The organism is Flavobacterium sp. LC2016-12 (genome assembly GCF_015351595.1).
Taxonomy (GTDB): domain Bacteria; phylum Bacteroidota; class Bacteroidia; order Flavobacteriales; family Flavobacteriaceae; genus Flavobacterium.
On sequence record NZ_JADKPT010000006.1, the window covers coordinates 305,101 to 323,466 of the forward strand.

The following is an 18,366-nucleotide window of genomic DNA, read 5'->3' on the forward strand; positions in this document are numbered from 1 at the left end:
AATTAAGGGAATTAAATCAAATTCTTACATAGAAACGACATTTAATCCTTTTTTGTCGACCAGTTGGTCATTATTCACAAAAAGAAGCCAAATCTCTTCAAAAAATCAATTGTGGGTAGTATAAAATTTCAAATAGATAGTATAAATTTGCACCATCTTAAATTATTTGTTTTGAAGCTCTTTCATTCTATAAACGATTTCCATTCGACCAAGAAAACTATTTTAACTCTTGGTACCTTTGACGGTGTGCATATTGGTCATAAAAAAATATTGGAACGAATCACTCAAAACACTGAAAACGAAAAATATGAGAGTCTGGTTCTTACATTTTTTCCGCATCCCAGAATGGTTTTACAAGAGAAATCAGAAATTAAACTCTTAAACACGATTGCTGAAAAAACAAAACTTTTAGAAGAAACCGGAATCGAAAATCTGGTAATTCACCCTTTTAATGAAAGTTTTTCCAGATTAACTGCTGAAGAATTTGTGCATTCAATTTTAGTGGATCAATTTCATATTCAGAAAATAATTATTGGACATGATCATCGTTTTGGAAGAAACAGAACGGCTAACATTGATGACCTTATTGCTTTTGGATCCGAATATGGTTTTGAAGTCGAACAAATTTCGGCACAGGAGATTCAGGATGTTTCTGTAAGCTCGACCAAAATCAGAAAAGCCTTAAACGAAGGAAACATGGATTTAGCTAATGATTACCTTGGTTACGCTTATTTTTTATCTGGTGAAGTTGTAAAAGGAAAACAATTAGGACGAACTATTGGTTTCCCAACAGCCAACATTCAAATTGAGGAAGATTATAAATTAATTCCAAAGAATGGTGTTTACGCAGTAAAAGCCTTAATTGGTCAAAAAGAAGTTTTTGGAATGATGAATATTGGTTTTAATCCAACGGTAAACGGAGAAAAACAAACAATCGAAGTGCATCTTTTTGATTTTGATGCTGATATTTACGGCGAAAAAATCGAAGTTTCATTATTACATTATCTTCGTGACGAACAAAAATTTGGCTCAGTTGATTTACTGAAAGCACAATTAAATCAGGATAAAATTGATGCTTTGGCTTTCATATCTCAACTTTAGAAAATTTCAAACATACTTTTCTCCAATTTTAAATCATCGTAGTTATTTTTTTAGTAAATTTGATATACAACTCTGTTTGTCAATCATTTACTATTAACTTCTTTAAAAATAACCACTATGAATTTACCTAAAGAAATTACCAACGGTTTTTTAATTTTCCTCGGAATAGGAATTTATTTTTTATTGATGAATCTATTAGGACTTGCAGACTTGTTTTACCTGCGTACACTAAATGTATTCTTTATATTTTATGGCGTAAACAGAACCATGCAAATGAATCTTCGCGAGGGCGAAACCAACTTTGTATCTAATGCCGTGTCAGCAATGACAACCTCTGTCGTTGGTGTATGCATGAGTGTCTTCGGATTATTAGTTTATAGTTATGCCAGAGGCGGAGATGCCTATGTGCAAGGCTTATCAGAAACATTTATGTTTGGAGGAAATCCTTCTGTACCAACTTATTGCATCTGTTTGCTTTTTGAAGGAGTTGCATCATCCGTAATTGTGACCTTAATGATGATGTTGTATTGGAATAACAAATATGCAGCCGATTAATTTTATTAAATAAATCTCTAATTTAAACACTCTAAAATCATGAAAAAGTATAATTCTATGATTTTAGAGTGTTTCTTTTTTGAAAATAGCTGTCAAATATTCATTTACAAAAATACACATTGGTTGATTAGAACAATTTAACTACTTTTGAAGCATCAAAAAATTGCATCGATGAGCATTACAAAACACAATTGGACAAAAGACGAAATAATCGCCATATATAACAAACCTATGATGGACCTGCTATATGAAGCAGCAACAATTCATAGAACAAAACACGATCCGAACGTAGTTCAGGTATCGACTTTACTATCTATTAAAACCGGAGGCTGTCCTGAAGATTGTGGTTATTGCCCACAAGCTGCACGCTACAACACTGGCGTTGAAGGAAATGACTTAATGAGCGTTAGCCAGGTAAAAGCCCAGGCTTTGCGTGCAAAATCAAGCGGATCATCTCGTGTTTGTATGGGAGCTGCCTGGAGAAACGTAAAAGATGGTGAAGAATTCGATCAGGTTTTAGAAATGGTTCGTACTATTAATAAGCTTGACATGGAAGTTTGTTGTACATTAGGTATGATTACTGAAAACCAGGCACAACGATTGGCAGAAGCAGGTTTATATGCTTACAATCACAATCTAGATACTTCTGAAGAATATTATAAAGATGTAATTTCTACACGTGGTTTCGAAGACCGTTTGCAAACTATCGAGAATGTTCGTAAAACGAATGTTACGGTTTGTAGTGGAGGAATTATTGGAATGGGAGAAAGCGTTGAGGACAGAGCAGGAATGCTTGTTGCCCTTTCTACTTTAAACCCACAACCAGAATCAGTGCCAATTAATGCATTGGTTGCTGTTGAAGGAACTCCGATGGAAGAAGAAAAACCAGTTGAAATCTGGGAAATGATTCGTATGGTAGCCACTACCAGAATTGTAATGCCGGATACACAGGTACGTTTATCTGCAGGAAGAACAAACATGAGTCGTGAGGGACAGGCAATGTGTTTCTTTGCTGGTGCCAATTCTATTTTTGCAGGAGATAAATTACTTACTACTCCAAATCCAGATGTACACGAAGACATGAAGATGTTTGAGATGTTAGGATTAATTCCGCAAAAACCATTCGTTAAGGTTTCACAGCCACAAACCGTTGAAGCAGCTGATTCTCAGTTCGCTCCATTAGGTGAAAAACCAAAATGGACAAGACCGGGTCATACAATTGAAAGAAACCTTGAGGCTTCGATCAAATCAAAAATTTAATTAAAAGAGTTAATAAATCTCAAAAAATATTTTTAAATTGCTTATAACATGCGTTATAAGCAATTTTTTTATTTAATAGAGATGAATTTAAAACAAATCGAAAGGGTAAAAAAAATCTCAAAAGCTGATTTTATTTCCCAATATGTCAAAAAACAAATTCCCGTTGTTATTGAAGAACTGACCGAAGACTGGCCAGCTTACCACAAATGGAAATTATCCTATATAAACGAAATCGCCGGTGATGTTACCGTCCCTTTGTACGATGACAGACCCGTAAATCATGAAGATGGCTTTAACGAAGCACATACTAAAATGAAAATGAGCGATTATATCACTCTTTTACAATCCAAGCCTACCAACTATCGTATCTTCCTTTATAATTTAATGAAGGAGGTCCCAGTGCTTAAAAACGACTTTTTATGGCCTGATATTGGTCTGAAACTTGTTAAGCAAATGCCAATGTTGTTTTTTGGTGGAGAAAACTCAAGAGTGTTTATGCATTTTGACATTGATTATTCGAATATTCTGCATTTTCATTTTCATGGCGAAAAACAATGTATGATCTTTCCTCCTGATCAGTCAAAGTACATGTATAAAGTTCCACATGCATTGATTTCAAGAGAAGACATTGATTTTGATGATCCTGATTATGAAAAATTCCCTGCTTTAAAAAATGCCGAAGGTTATATTACGAATCTTAAACATGGTGAAATGTTATATATGCCGGAAGGTTATTGGCATTATATGAAATATTTGACTCCGGGATTTTCTATGAGTTTACGTGCGTTTCCAAAAAACATTACCAATTTATCCAAAGCCGCCTATAATGTTTTCATTATGCGCTATTTTGATATTATGATGAGAAGGTTTAAAGGTCAAAAATGGATTGATTATAAAAATCAAAAAGCAATTGAAAATACTCATGAGAATTTAGCAAAATCTGCATAATAGAATTAAAAGCGGTTGAAATTTCGACTTTAACCGCTTTTTTTAAATTACTGTTCTAAACATCAAAATACTACCTTTTTCGAAGTCGTATATCCACTCTCTAAAGTCGTCTTTACTAATAAAACCTGATTTCCAGATTGCAAATTGGCTATTTGCAATTCTGTTGCGTTAACTTTTATTTTGTTATAAAGGAGCCTTCCGGTAACATCAAAGACGGAAACCTCACTAATATTTTCCTTAGCTGACATCACTTTGATCGTTTGCTCTTTTACTGAGACCAAAATTCTTTGTTCTGTACCTTCAACATCAACTGTCCCCAAAGATTTATTGACATAATGCAATACAAAGCGGTCATCAAAAGTTCCGATGGCGGTGTTAAAATTGTAATTACTAGTTTTTAAATTATGCATTTTCTGAATTAATTTATCTTCTAAATAAATATCATGTGTACTCAAATCACCATTGGCATGATCAATAGAGATTGTAAATTCACCCACAATTATTGATCTATAACCTAAGGGAACAACATCAGTTTCAAGAAAAGGAAGACTGCGTCCCTGAATTACTAATTTCATCATTTCATTAATACTGTAAAAGTCCAAGTATTTATTGCCGTCCATTGTAAGTCCGTCATAATTATTATCCCAGGAATTAGTAGCCCCTTCTACATAGCCAATTAAGATTTGCTTAAAAGCTCCTTGTGTATTAGTAAGATTGAGCCAAACTCTGTGACCTGTTTCATTCTCTTTTTTGACAGCAGTGTTTTTAAAAAACTGACTATTAAAACCCGGAACCCGCATTGAATTGGTAAATACTGCATTTAGTGCCGTTTTCGATTTTACAAAAAAGGATTGCCCCGCTGCAATATAGCCATGTGGAGGTTCCTGATATCCAGGGGTTGTTGCCCCATCTCCTTCCATATCACCAACAGTAGTGCTTCCGGTTAAATTATATATTGCATAATCATCAAGAGTGTAATTATATTTTGCATCACCATCAACATCATCACTAGGAGGGCTGTTATGCGTCCAAAAATATAAGGTACCATATAAATTAGCCGCATTATCAGCTATAAACCTATCTGCATATATTGCCGAAGGGTAAGGATTTCCAAGTAAGTATGATTTTTCAGCAGCAGCTAACGGTATAGGAATCGTACCATTATTAGGAACTCCGGTAAATCTCCCATTAAAAACAGTCGAGTTATCTATATCATAATTTTGCGGTGCCCTTATAATATAACCTCTTCCTGCCTCCATTGCTTCATCACCGTGATAAATTACTATCCAACCTATTACCGGATCGTATTTATAATATTTATCATATAACGTATCTGGTGATAAATCATCTAATGTAAAAGAAGGGGTACGCGTAACGGGAGAAGACCAAAAAGTAAAATCATATCGTCGTACAGGCGAGGTATTACGTTTATAAATAATATTTCCAGTATTTACTGCCTCATTAGTTTGCAATAAACTTGCGTTATTTTCGAATGTCAATGTTCCACCATTATTATTTACAGAATTTGCAATTGTTAATGTGTGATCGGAATTAACCAGAACATTTACGCCTGAATTCACAATACAAGAACATCCTCTTAAATCTTGTGAAGTCTGGTAATCGCCAGAAAACTGAATTACATCTGTATCATTTATTGGCGGACTTCCTTTTGACCAGTTTAACCCATTCCAAGTATTGGTAACAGAAGCCTTAATTTCAACATTGGGAGTCGCCAATGAGGGACAACCTGTAGCGTCTTGTATTGTAAAAACATAGTTTCCAGGCACCAAATTAGGAACTGTAAAACTAGGTCCGGTGCCATAATACATATTATTAACTATTCCGATTTGGATAATTGTCCATGTAGGCGATGAGAGCAATCCATTTAAGCGCACACTTCCTGTTGAAATAAGACAAGTAGGCTGATCAATAGTTCCTAATATTGGTGTGATAGATTGTGCATTAACTGTTATAGTCGCGGAAGGAGCTGTGAACCCAGCAAACCTTGTGCAGTTATTGGCATCTGTAACAGAAACCAGCGTATAGTTTACAGAACTGTTTATCGGTGATGAAAAAGCTGCAAAAGCTATCCCGCTAGTTATGTTTGTCACCGTGCGGTCTGTTCCTCCATTTTCTTTATACACTAACGTATAAGGCCCCGTACCCACCGTGGCGGTAAAAAGCAACTGTGGTGATCCACCAGCGCAAAATGGTCCATTGCCCGCCAGCAGGCTTCCCTGAGGCAATGGATTAACAACTACAGTTGTTTCGATGGAATGTGCAACAGCACATGCTCCATTTTGTACAACAGCTCTAAATTTGGTAGTTTCTGTTAATGACCCAGAAACGTAACTGGTTGTTGTATTTGCTATAGGAATCCATGTCGTAAAAGGGCTCACCGTCGATTCCCAATTTAAAACCGAACCAGTATTCCCGTTCAATGAAAGCGTTCCGCTAGTAGAGCCATTACAAACAGCTGTTCCACCGACTACCGTTCCACCATCTGTAACAGCAGAAGTGATGATATTGGCCTGATTGCCTGAAGTTATATTGACAGAACATGCTCCGGATGTTAATTTCGTAATTGTGATACCTCTAGTACCCGCAGCAGTAAAACCTGTCAATGTAAAATCGCCTTCTCCTGCTGTTGCAACGGTCATGGCAATAGGCAAATCATTTTGAGGCGGATTCGTAAGACTATAGGTTACGGTATAAACACCAACTGGCAAAGAAGCTGCATCTCCGCGTAAAGTTATTTTAGAAGATCCGGATGAAGCACAAACACTTGCTGCCGTAACGGATGTAATATTATAATTTGGACAAGTATAACTTACAATGACCTGGCCTGCTGCACCAGCACCGCCTATTTTAGCACCGCCTATAGCATCAATTGCACCGCTTCCACCTCCACCAGGTGCGCTTCCTGAATTACCTGCCCTACTACTTGTTAATACAAGGCTCCCCGTAAGGCTTGTTCCTCCATTTCCGCCACCAGGAATGCCCCCTTTTCCTCCAGCTCCAGACTTAAGTCCTAATGACAGTAATGCAGTACTTCCAATTTCGCCAGTACTGCCATTAACCGCTGTACCAGAGCAAGCCGAAGCCTGACCGCCAAGACCGCCTGTAGGAACTTGTCCGTTATAATTCGCACCACCTCCTTGTCCTCCAACGGCTTTTATAAAATTTTCAAAACCTGTTATAGTTGATGTCTCCCCTACAGTACCCGTAACATTACTTGATCCAGCGACTTGACGAGCCACAATTACACTTAAAGTTACTCCTGGTATAACGGTAATTTCGGCCGTTGCATAAGCGCCACCTCCACCACCTGCTCCACCGCGACCGGTAACAACACCAAGTAAGTCTGTGGCACCTGAAGCGCCACCACCGGCACCGCCACCACCCCAGGCTTGCACAGTCATCTTAGTTATTCCCGCTGGAACAACTAAAGATCCATTAAGATCAAAAGTATGTGGGGGCGGTTGTGCCCATAAAGAAAGAGAGATTAAACATAAGAAGGATGCCAGTCGTAGTTTTGTAAACAAAACGAGATTTCTTTTCTGCTTCCTGCTAAAACTAGATGATATTAAAAACCGAAAAAAAATCAATACTAGGAGTAAATATTCTTTCATACTGTGGCATTTTAATAATTAAAAAATCAGATTCAAACTCAATGAAAATCATTTCAAAATTTTATATACCCCATTTTTGAACAGAATCGTAAACAAGCTCTTCAAGTGCTTAAAAACACACAAAGAGAATATAAATTTCTTCTACTACTAAATGAGTATTCAAATTAACAATCTGTATTTTAGGCGGGTAAAAAACTAAAATCTCTATTTAGTTTTTAAACGAAGAAGTAATAAAAAATGCAGTATAACGGGCTTTTATGTGTTTCATCGGAAGGAAACAACAACAAGGTACGATTTTATTTACAATCTGACCAAATAATTAACTTAAAATACAACACTTTAACATTTTTAAATAATAACTAATAAGAAAAAATAAATGTTAGGCATAAAAAAACCACTCCGTTTTTGGAGTGGTTTTTTACTTTTCTATTTTATTATCTAGAAAATAACCTTTATTGTGGATGTCGCGCCATTTTCTAGTGAAACTTTCACCAATAAAATCTGATCTCCAGATTGTATATTAGCTATTTGGAACTCCGTAGAATCTATCTTATCCCTATGATAGATAACTTTTCCTGTAAGATCAAAAATAGTTATTTCGTCAATTATTTCTTTCGATGAGGTTACTTTGATAATCTTATCTTTTGTTGAAACCAGAACAGCTTGTTCAGAATCCTGAAATTCCGTTTTTCCTAATGTCTTACCCAGATAACGTAAAATAAAACGATCATTAAAAGTTCCTATAGTCGTTGTGAATTTATAATCACTACTTCTTAAATCATGAAATGTATTAGTCATTTTATCCTCAAGATAAATAGCATGCGTTTCCAGATCTCCTGACGCATGATCAATAGAAATTTTAAATTCGCCAGCAATTGAAGATTTATATCCAAGAGTAACAAAGTCATTCTCCTCAAAGGGCAAGGAGCGTCCCTGAATTATAAGCTTCTCAGCTCCATTAGTACTGTAAAAATCCACGAACTTATTACCATCTATAGTAGGCCCGTCGTAATTATTATCCCATGAATTAGTTGCACCATCAAGATATCCAATTAATAATTGTTTAAAAGCTCCTTGTGTATTGCTTAAATTGATCCAGACTTTATGCGATTCGATAGTAGTCTTATTATTAGTTTTAAAAAATTGAGCATTGTTACCGCTAACCCGCATTGAATTAGTAAAAATTGCATTAAGATTAGTTTTTGATGTTGCAAAAAAGGATTGACCCGCAGCTATATAACCTTTTGGGCTATCATGATTTGGTCCAGTAGTTGCACCAGTACCTATAAGATGTCCCACATCAACACTACCTGTTAAATTATAAACTGCATAATCGTCAAGAGTATAATTGTAGGTTGCATCGCCGGCAACAAGTTTACTTGGAGGACTGTTGTGTGTCCAAAAATATAACGTCCCATACAAATTATCAGAATTATCAAGGATAAACTCATCTGCATATATTGCTGATGGATAAGGATTTCCAAGTAGACTTGAGCTTTCTGCTGCAATTAATGGTACAGAAATTGGCCCATTATTTGGAACCCCAATAAAAGAACCGCTATATACAGCAGGTATAGTTAAATCGTAATATTGTGGCGCTCTAATAATATATCCGACTCCCTTCACCATTTCTGCCAATCCCTGACCGAGAATAAGCCAACCATTCACTGGATGATATTTATAATATTTATCACCTAAAGTATCTGGTGACAAATCTTCTAATGTAAAAGCGGGTGTACGAGTAACTGGAGATGACCAAAATGTATAATCATAACGACGAACCGGTGCGGTATTTCGTTTATAAATAATATTTCCCGTGTTAGTTACATCATTAAGCTGGACTAGACTTGCATTATTCTCAAATGTTAATTTTGCACCTGCGCCTGATTCTACAACTATTTCATTTTCAACATACAATGTATGACCAGCATTTATTGTAACTAATTTTCCAGCGTCTACTTTGCAGGAACAACTTGCCAAATCACCAATTGACTGATAATCTGCGGCAAACTCAATACTTTCAGTTCCGGCGCTTGATGGTGCGCTACCTTTTGACCATCCTAAAACTGGACCTTTCCAAATATTTGCTTCCGCAGTTTTAACCTCAACATTATTGATTGTTACAGGGCAATTATCTCCAAATACAATTGTAAAATTATAAAAACCCGGAGCTAAATTAGAAATCGTATATGTAGTTGGATCTGCATCTCCCCCTCCAACATAAGATCTTGATACAGAACCTGTTTGTTGAATCGTCCAATTAGGTATTGCAAGTGTTGTCATTGGTAAGTTATTCAATACTATACTTCCTGTTGATACAGTACATGTAGGCTGTATAATATTAAAAACATTTGGAACAGGTAATAAAGGTTTGATTGTAACTGTAGTATTAGCAGATGGAGGACTTTGACAGCCAGATCCATTTGTCACCTGTACAGAATAATCTCCTGCCGTTGTCACAACTATACTCGGTGTTGTGGCACCAGTTGACCATAAATAACTAGTCCCGCTACTAGATGTTAGAGTAACACTATCTCCATTACAAAATGTTGTTGATCCACTTGGAGTAATTGTTGGAGCGACGGGTTTAGAATTCACTGTCACAGCAGTTGGAATAGATGAAAGACTTTGACATCCCGCTGCGTTTGTCACCTGAACAGAGTAACTTCCCGATCCTGTCACTACAATATTTGGAGTAGTGGCGCCTGTTGACCATAAATAACTTGAACCGACGCTAGACGTTAAAGTAACACTCCCTCCTTCGCAAAATGTTGTTGACCCACTTGGAGTAATTGCTGGAGTAGCAGGTTTTGGATTAACAGTCACCGTAGTTGCGTTAGAGGCAAGGCTTTGACATCCTGATGCATTTGTTATTTGAACAGTATAATTTCCAGCCGTTGTCACCACTATACTTGGTGTAGTAGCTCCTGTTGACCATAAATAACTTGAACCGACACTTGATGTTAAAGTAACACTGCCACCAACACAAAATGTTGTAGGTCCACTTGGTGCAATCGTTGGGATCGCAGGTTTTGGATTAACAGTCACTGCGGTTGCATTAGATGCAAGGCTTTGACATCCAGATCCGTTTGTTACCTGAACAGTATAATTTCCTGATGCTGTCACTACTATACTTGGTGTTGTCGCACCTGTTGACCATAAGTAACCCGAACCGGCGCTAGATGTTAAAGTAACACTACCACCAATACAAAATGTTGTTGCACCACTTGGAGTGATTGTTGGAGTTGATGCTCTGGGATTAACAATTGCAGAAATAGTTTTGGCATTACTATAAGCAGTTGATCCGTAAGTAGTTGAATAGCTAAGTGTCGCTGTGTAAGTTCCCACGAGAGCATTTGAAATAGTAACATTCGCACTAATAGGGTAAGTCGTTGTAGTACCTAGAGGGTTTATTATACTCCATTGTCCACTTAATGAAGATCCAGGTGCGCCCTCACTAGCCGCTATAAAAGTAAGCGTAGTTCCTTCGCAAACTGGACTGGTACTAGTGGGCTTCGACTGTAATGTTCCACCTGCTGCATTAAGATCAGCAAAAGTAAATTCAGCATTACCACCACCTGCACAAACAGCAAACTTCACAGCACCAATATATATAGCAACATTATTATTACATGTCCCATCGGTATTAATTTTTCCCCCAGGACCATTAATATCTATAACGGTTCCTACCGGAAAAGTAATAGAGTTCTTATTACTGGCAGTACCGAAGGCTAACGTACCATTAATAACTACATTAAGAGTATTCCCGCCAGAGGTTGTTAAAGTGTGGTCTCCTGAAATAATCAGTGTTCCATTGATAGTTAGAGATTTTGCTGAAACATTTGAAGAGATAATCATTGTTGAACCTGTCGCAATAATAACATCATCATTTACTGTTGGTACGACACCTCCAACCCATGAAGTTGTATTTGACCAGTCTACATTGATTCCTGTACTTGTGATAGTGGCACCATTTGCAAATGCAAAACAAAATAACATCGAAAAAATAATAAGTAATTTTTTGTCCATTTTAAGTGATATTTAAATTAAACAATAGATTTTTTGAGCAAATTATTTTCAAAAAAAGCACTTAAAAATCGGCTTTTTTTGAGTTTGCATTTTATCGAGTTCTTGAGCTGCTTTTACAACCCCATTTTATCACTAAAATGCCATAAACAATGTACAATTTTCAACTAACTAAATGCAAATCAGACTCTTATATTTTGACCAAAAAACAACGATTTAATTATTTTAAGTTATTTCTCATAAAAAAAAAATTTTCATGTAATTCATCATTTGAAAAATGTAACTCAACTGATAAATAAAATGCGCATTTTTTAGTTATTCATTAAAAAATATAATGATTTGAAAAAAAATTATGTTAAAATTAATTTTAACACAAAAAAAACGTCAGCAAAGAGAAATCTGGCTGAAATTTAGTTCAAAAAAAAAGTCATTCCCTCTGTTAGGAAATGACTTAAAAAAAACAGAAAAGTATTATTAATAAATTATTTTAAAGGACTTATTGTATTCATTTTCTAATGACACTTTTACCAATAAAATTTGATTTTTTGCGAGCAAATTTTCTATGGAAAATTTTGTGTTTTTAATGTTGTTTTTTCTATAAATCTGCTTACCCAAAATATCAAATACTACAATATTTCTAATATCATTTTTTCCAGCATCAATAAATATATTTTGCTTGTTTACAAAAACAGAAATTTTATTAGTTTCTATTTCAAAACTTTCCACTTTTAAATTTCGATCAATAAAACTTAATCTAAAACGATCATTAAAAGTTCCTTTAGTTGTATTAAAAAAATAAGGCTCATTCTTAAGATTATGTATAATTTTTAAATCCTTGTCTTCGATAAAAATATCTCTCGGAGTTGAAAATAATCCATCAGCATGATCTATGCTAAGAGTAAAGCTTCCTTCGACACTAGTTGTATAACCTAATGAAATTGAATCTGTCTCTTCAAAAGGTAATGACCTACCCTGAATTACTAATTTTTTCTCTTCCACGATACTATAAAAATCAACAAACTGATTACCATTTAAAGGTTCGGCATCAAAATCTTCATCATAAAAATTGGTAGCACCTTCAATATAGCCTACGAGGATTTGCTTAAAAATACTCTTTTCATTTTTTAGATCTAACCAGATACGATGCTTCTCAATTTCAGTTTTCTCTTCACTTTTCGCATTACCCGGTTTAAAAAAAGTAAAACTTTTATCAACTAATCTCATGCTGTTATTAAATTCTGCCGTTCCAATTTCTTTACTAATAACAAAAAAAGATTGCCCGGAACCAATAGTTTTATCCGGAATACTTTCATTAATTCCTGTAGACAAGGCCGCCCGTGTCCCTACTCCTCCAAGTAGATTATACACCGCATAATCATCAATATTATATTCATGATCAGTAATTGGGGTATTATGCGTCCAGAAATAAAGTCCGCCTTTAATTTTCTTATTATTTTTTTTCAAAAAAAGATCTGCATTTATGGTTGAAGGATAAGGATTACCAACTAAACTATAATTTTCATTATCACCTAAATTAACTTCAATTTTTCCATTGTTTGGAATTCCTTTAAAGATCGCCTCGTATACCGATGGAATAGTTGCAGAAAAATACTGTGGCCCCCTTATAATATATCCTCTGCCAGGAATCATACTGTTGGAAGGTTTTTCAAGAATCCAATTACTAGTTAGACAATTATAAGAATAGAATTTATCTACTAAAGTCTGTGGAGAAACAGCAATTAATTTTTGATTTTCAACGGGTGACGACCAAAATGTATAATCATATTTTAGTATTGGTGATGATTTTCTTTTAAGATGAATTATACCCGTATTGATCATATCATCGTCAGATTGATATAAATTTGCCGAATCCTCCAAAACCAATGTGCCCTGACCAAAATAAGAAAACTCAATTTCTAAAGTATTACCGCTTAAAAGTGTCACTACTTTACCTTCAGCAATCGAACAGCTACATACATTTGCCGCCATCAGGGAAGAATAATCTTCTTGAAAATAAATTTCTTTTCCGCCTGACGGTAAACCATTTGACCAATTTGTTCCGTTCCAAGAAGTTGACTCTAAACAAAGCTTTAATCTTGCTAATCTATGTTTTGATATCCCCGAAACAGAATTAAAATCACCACCAATCATTAATCGCTGATGTGCAGTAAAACCCATTGTATAGAGTTTATTATTAAGTCGGGCATCAAAAGAAGTATCAAAATCACCAGACTTCAGCAAACGAATCAATCGTAGTGCAGTAGTGTTTTTGTATGTACCAGAAAAAGTACCTCCTATTAAAATACGATCGTCTGGTTGCACTAAAATACTTCGGACGTCTCCCTTACTAAAACCTGAACCAGATTGAAAAGTGGCATCTAGACTGCCATTAGAATTCAATCGAACTATTCGTTTTTGTGCACTTCCATTATAACTCAGAAAATTTCCACCGACGATTATTTTTCCATCGGATTGCAGTGCAATTGCATAAATATATTTATCAAAACCATTTCCTACATTGAAGCCTGAATCAATACTTCCATCAGCATTTAAACGAATCAAACGGGAAATCAATTGTCCATTAAAACTACCAAAACGTCCACCAACCAAAATCTTTTTATCTGGCTGAACTACGATAACCTCTATAATGGCGTCGGCACCAAGACCAACATTAAAGTTCATATCGCGTGAACCATTTGGTAATAATCGAATTAATCTTCCGGAAGATGCATCATTATATTTGGTAAAATTACCTCCAACAAGTATTTTCTGATCAGATTGAATAGCCATTGCATAAATCTGACTATTAAAACCCATGCCAACATTAAAGGTGTCATCAACTGTTCCATCTGGCAGAATTCGAACAATCCTGTTGATAAGCGTTTCATTGTATTTTGTGAAATTCCCTCCACAAATGATTTTTCCATCTGCTTGTATAACAGCATTTTTTATTAAATTATTGGCTCCAATTTGTAATGCGTTAAAACCGGTATCTAGTGATCCATCTTCTAAAAGACGAGCTATTCTTGAAGCAAAAACACCATTGAATTTTTTAAAATTCCCAAACACCATTGTTTTTTTGCTTTCTAAAGGCAGCACTTTTAAAACGGAATTATCGAAGCCAACTCCTGCTGATAAATATCCGGTATCGTATTCTCCTTCTGAATTAATTTTGGCAAGTCTGCCCTGATTTAGTCCATCAAAAACCGAAAACGAACCACCAATATACCAGGCACCTTCTGCGTCATACTCCAACGTTAAAACAGATGCAGAAGCCGGTCCCGATCCAAAATCAATATCAGTATTAAGAACTCCATTAGAATTCAAGATACAAACTCTGTTGACGTCGTTTCCATTATAATTGCCTGTAAAAGATCCACCGATCATTATATTACCTAAACTATCACTTTTAATTTTCTGCACTGCACCAGCACTGAATCCTGTTCCTGATAAAAAATTATTATCAATACTTCCATCATAATTAATCCGAATGATTCTGTTGGCATCAATTCCGTTATAGTTAGTAAATTTCCCTCCCAGGATAATTTTCCCATCTTGTTGAATAGCCATTGCGCTCACGTCATCATCAAAACCAATTCCTATATTAAAATATGTATCAATACGACCATCAGAATACAGACGAACAATTCTATTAGCAGGAACACCATTAAAAGAAGTAAAATTTCCCGTAAGCAAAATTTTCCCATCTGCTAAAACACTTACATTAGTAATATTTGATGCTGAACCTGATCCCGTCACAAAAGAGGTATCTAAATCACCCGAAGGAAGAATGCGGGCAATACGATTTACAGTAACATTATTATACTTGGTAAAACTCCCAACAACTATAATTTTTCCGTCGGGTTGCGGAGAAATTTCATAAATAATTCCCGTTGTCGCAGCAATTGAAGTATTAAAAGAAGTGTCGTAAGAGCCGTCAGCATTTAAACGAATTAACCGTCCGCAACTTATTCCTCTAAAAGAAGTAAAACTGCCACCAACAATTATTTTTCCATCTGACTGAACATAAGAGGCATAAATTTTACCATTGAAGCCTGTTCCGATAGAAAAGTTCTCATCTATTGTTCCGTCAGGTTTTAGACGGGTCAAATAAGCAGACGGAATTCCATTGAGATTCAAATAATCGCCGCCAACAATTAGGTTTTGATCCCCTTGTAAAAACAAGGTCCGTACTGTGTTGTCAAAACCATCTCCAATAGAACCATCATCATAAGTATTAAAAGTAACATCTACTTTTCCTTGCTGTGCATAAACTTTAGTCTTATCAATGAGACAAACTAAAACGAGCGAAAAAATTAAGTTTTTAATCAAAATCGAAAATATCAAGTTATTAATTATAAGAATAGCCTGAAATTTATACTGATTTGTAAAAACAGACAATACCCACTTTTAGTGATATTTAAAAGTCTGAATAGCACAAAAAAAAGAGACGTACAATGTACGTCTCTCCTTAAACTGAGTATTATTTTTATCTATTGAAAAATAATTTTTCTGGTAGTTGTAAATCCATTTTCCAACATCACTTTCACTAATAAAACCTGATTAGCTGCCTGCAAATTTGAGATCTGTAATTCAGTTGAACCAACTTTCTTTTTGTCGTAAAGTAGTTTTCCGTTAATATCAAAAATAGTAACTTCCTTTATTGGCTCTTTAGCTGAGGTAACTTTGACAGTCTTATCTTTAACTGAAACTAAAAGTCCGTTTTCGATATTTTCAAAGTCACCAGTTCCTAGTGTTTTGTTTGTATAAGCAAGTACAAAACGATTTTCAAAAGTTCCTTTCTCACTTGTAAAAGTATAATTTGCAGCACGTAAATCAACTGTTTTTCCAGCCTTTTTGTCTTCTAAATAAACAGCTTGAGTATCAAATAGTCCGTCAGCGTGATCGATAGAGATAGTAAAATCACCTGCAATACTACTTACATATCCCAATGGAATCAGATCACTATCACTAAAAGGAAGTGCACGCCCCTGAATAGTTAATTTGTTCGTTTCATTAATACTGTAAAAATCTGCATAAGTGTTTCCATCAAGAGTTGCTCCATCATAATTATAATCCCAGTTATTAGTTGCGCCATCAACATATCCAATTAAGGCTTGCTTGAAAACACCTTGTTCATTGGTCATATTTAACCAAAGACGATTTTTACCTTCATCTTTTGCCTTTGCAGTCTTAAAAAACTGGTCATTGTTAGTACCAACTCTCATGTCGTTGGTAAATGCAATTATATTATTTGAGTCAGGTTCTATAAAGAAAGCCGCTCCAGCTGCAATATATCCACTAGGAGCATCATTGTTCCCTATAGTACTCGCTCCTTCAGTACCGCCTGTTAAATTATAAACTGCATAATCTGCGACAGTATAATTATATTTATAATCCCCAGGAAAAGAGGTACTCATGGTCGTATTGTGAGTCCAAAAATATAGAGAACCTACCTGAACATTTGCAATACGATAATTCTCCTTGATAAACATTTCAGCATCCACAGCTGAAGGATATGGATTTCCTATCAGCATATTTTCATCTTTCACAGTAGTTATTTCTATCCTTCCATTATTTGGTTTCCCAATAAAGGATGCCTCATATTTTTTAGCAAGTGCTTTATCGATATCATAATTTTGAGGTGCTCTGATAATATAACCTATACCCGGCTCCATTGGCAGGACACCTCTAATACTAATTTTCCATCCTGTTCCCGGCACATAACTATAATATTTATCATACAAAGTGAGTGGCGATACATCAGCAAGTGTAAATGCTGGTGTACGAGTTACAGGGGACGACCAAAAAGTAAAGTCATAACGACTCACATCCGCAGTAATACGTTTATAGGTAATATTTCCGGAATTGATCGTGTTATCATCTGTTTTTTGCAATAAACTAGAATCATCTTCGAATACTAGGTTACCTCCGGCATCAACTGTTACCCCTTTATTAACTGTTAAAATTGCTTTAGAATTTACGGTTAATAAACCACCATTGTTTACTGCAATAGAATATATTTCTACAGCAGTATTGGCAGCGATTTCAGGTTGTTCTCCAGTTGTAGGTATTACTACGCAATCTGTACTTCCAGGCACTATATTTGGTGTCCAGTTTAACGGATTTGTCCAATCCTTATCTATAGAACCATTCCATACTCTATTAGTAGAAGAAATTACTACGGCAGTTTCTGCAGGTGAAATACATCCTGAAGTATTTTTAGTAGTAACATAATAAGTATTTGCTCCTAAGTTGGCGAAAACACCTGTTGTATTTGAATAGTCAGTTCCGTCAATACTATAGTTAAATCCTGTTCCTGCTGCCGGAGATGTTACTGTAATATCTCCTGTTAATACAGTACATGTTGGTTGTTTTATTGTTATTGTTGGAAGTGCTGTTACTGTGTTTACCGTTACTGTTACTGAAGAACAATTTGAATTATAATTACATGGAGTACCATCTTCATAACGTCCATAATAAGTAGTAGTAACAGTTGGACTAACAGAAAGACCATTACCTGTGCCGACTACAGTTCCTCCACAAGAAGCAGTGTACCATTTTATGGTTTCACCAGTTCCGCCTCCTCCACCGTTAAGCGTTAAAGTAGTACTTCCTCCATTACAGATTGTTGCTGAACCTGCACTCGCAGATAGTGGATCAGCTGATTTTTGGTTTACCGTTACCAATTGAGAAACTCCGCCTGTTGTAGCAGTACATGGTGAAGTGGTGTTCACAATTTGTACCCAATAAGTTGTGTTACTAGTAAGAGTACCTGTCGCGTATGTACTTGAGGTAGCTCCCGAAATTGGATTTGTTCCAACTGTAGATCCTGTTCCCCATT

The 18,366-nt window shown here is 35.6% G+C and carries 8 protein-coding genes; 4 read left to right on the forward strand and 4 right to left on the reverse strand.

The window, feature by feature from the left end; genetic code table 11:
* Positions 1-171: 171 nt before the first annotated feature.
* The 4 genes from IRZ99_RS12540 (at position 172) to IRZ99_RS12555 (ending at position 3,864) form a co-directional block, all read left to right on the forward strand.
* Positions 172-1,101 (forward strand): bifunctional riboflavin kinase/FAD synthetase, encoded by a 930-nt coding sequence (locus IRZ99_RS12540; protein WP_194657582.1) that lies wholly within the window; start codon positions 172-174, stop codon positions 1,099-1,101.
* Between the two features lie 117 nt (positions 1,102-1,218).
* Positions 1,219-1,656: a hypothetical protein gene (locus IRZ99_RS12545; protein ID WP_194657583.1), complete on the forward strand. Its 438-nt coding sequence runs from the start codon at positions 1,219-1,221 to the stop codon at positions 1,654-1,656.
* A gap of 171 nt (positions 1,657-1,827) precedes the next feature.
* Positions 1,828-2,916: a biotin synthase BioB gene (bioB, locus tag IRZ99_RS12550; protein WP_194657584.1), complete on the forward strand. Its 1,089-nt coding sequence runs from the start codon at positions 1,828-1,830 to the stop codon at positions 2,914-2,916.
* Between the two features lie 81 nt (positions 2,917-2,997).
* On the forward strand, positions 2,998-3,864 hold the full coding sequence (locus IRZ99_RS12555) for a cupin-like domain-containing protein (RefSeq protein ID WP_194657585.1): 867 nt from the start codon (positions 2,998-3,000) through the stop codon (positions 3,862-3,864).
* 62 nt (positions 3,865-3,926) lie between these two features.
* On the opposite strand, the gene IRZ99_RS12560 is transcribed toward IRZ99_RS12555, so the two are convergent.
* The 4 genes from IRZ99_RS12560 to IRZ99_RS12575 form a co-directional block, all read right to left on the reverse strand.
* Positions 3,927-7,409, reverse strand: a complete 3,483-nt coding sequence (locus IRZ99_RS12560) for a T9SS sorting signal type C domain-containing protein (protein WP_194657586.1) — start codon at positions 7,407-7,409, stop codon at positions 3,927-3,929.
* Positions 7,410-7,934: 525 nt separating this feature from the next.
* Positions 7,935-11,525, reverse strand: coding sequence for a T9SS sorting signal type C domain-containing protein (locus IRZ99_RS12565; protein WP_194657587.1), 3,591 nt, complete (start codon positions 11,523-11,525; stop codon positions 7,935-7,937).
* A gap of 471 nt (positions 11,526-11,996) precedes the next feature.
* The gene (locus IRZ99_RS12570; RefSeq protein ID WP_228519080.1) at positions 11,997-15,854 is read right to left on the reverse strand and encodes a T9SS sorting signal type C domain-containing protein; all 3,858 of its coding nucleotides are present in this window, start codon (positions 15,852-15,854) and stop codon (positions 11,997-11,999) included.
* Between the two features lie 161 nt (positions 15,855-16,015).
* The coding region (locus IRZ99_RS12575; RefSeq protein WP_194657588.1) for a T9SS sorting signal type C domain-containing protein at positions 16,016-18,366 on the reverse strand (2,351 nt) is incomplete at its 5' end.

Coding starts and splice junctions, on each gene's coding strand:
- IRZ99_RS12545 (WP_194657583.1), top strand. CDS start 1,219: ATGAATTTACCTAAAGAAATTACCAACGGTTTTTTAATTTTCCTCGGA.
- IRZ99_RS12565 (WP_194657587.1), bottom strand. CDS start 11,525: ATGGACAAAAAATTACTTATTATTTTTTCGATGTTATTTTGTTTTGCA.
- IRZ99_RS12555 (WP_194657585.1), top strand. CDS start 2,998: ATGAATTTAAAACAAATCGAAAGGGTAAAAAAAATCTCAAAAGCTGAT.
- bioB (WP_194657584.1), top strand. CDS start 1,828: ATGAGCATTACAAAACACAATTGGACAAAAGACGAAATAATCGCCATA.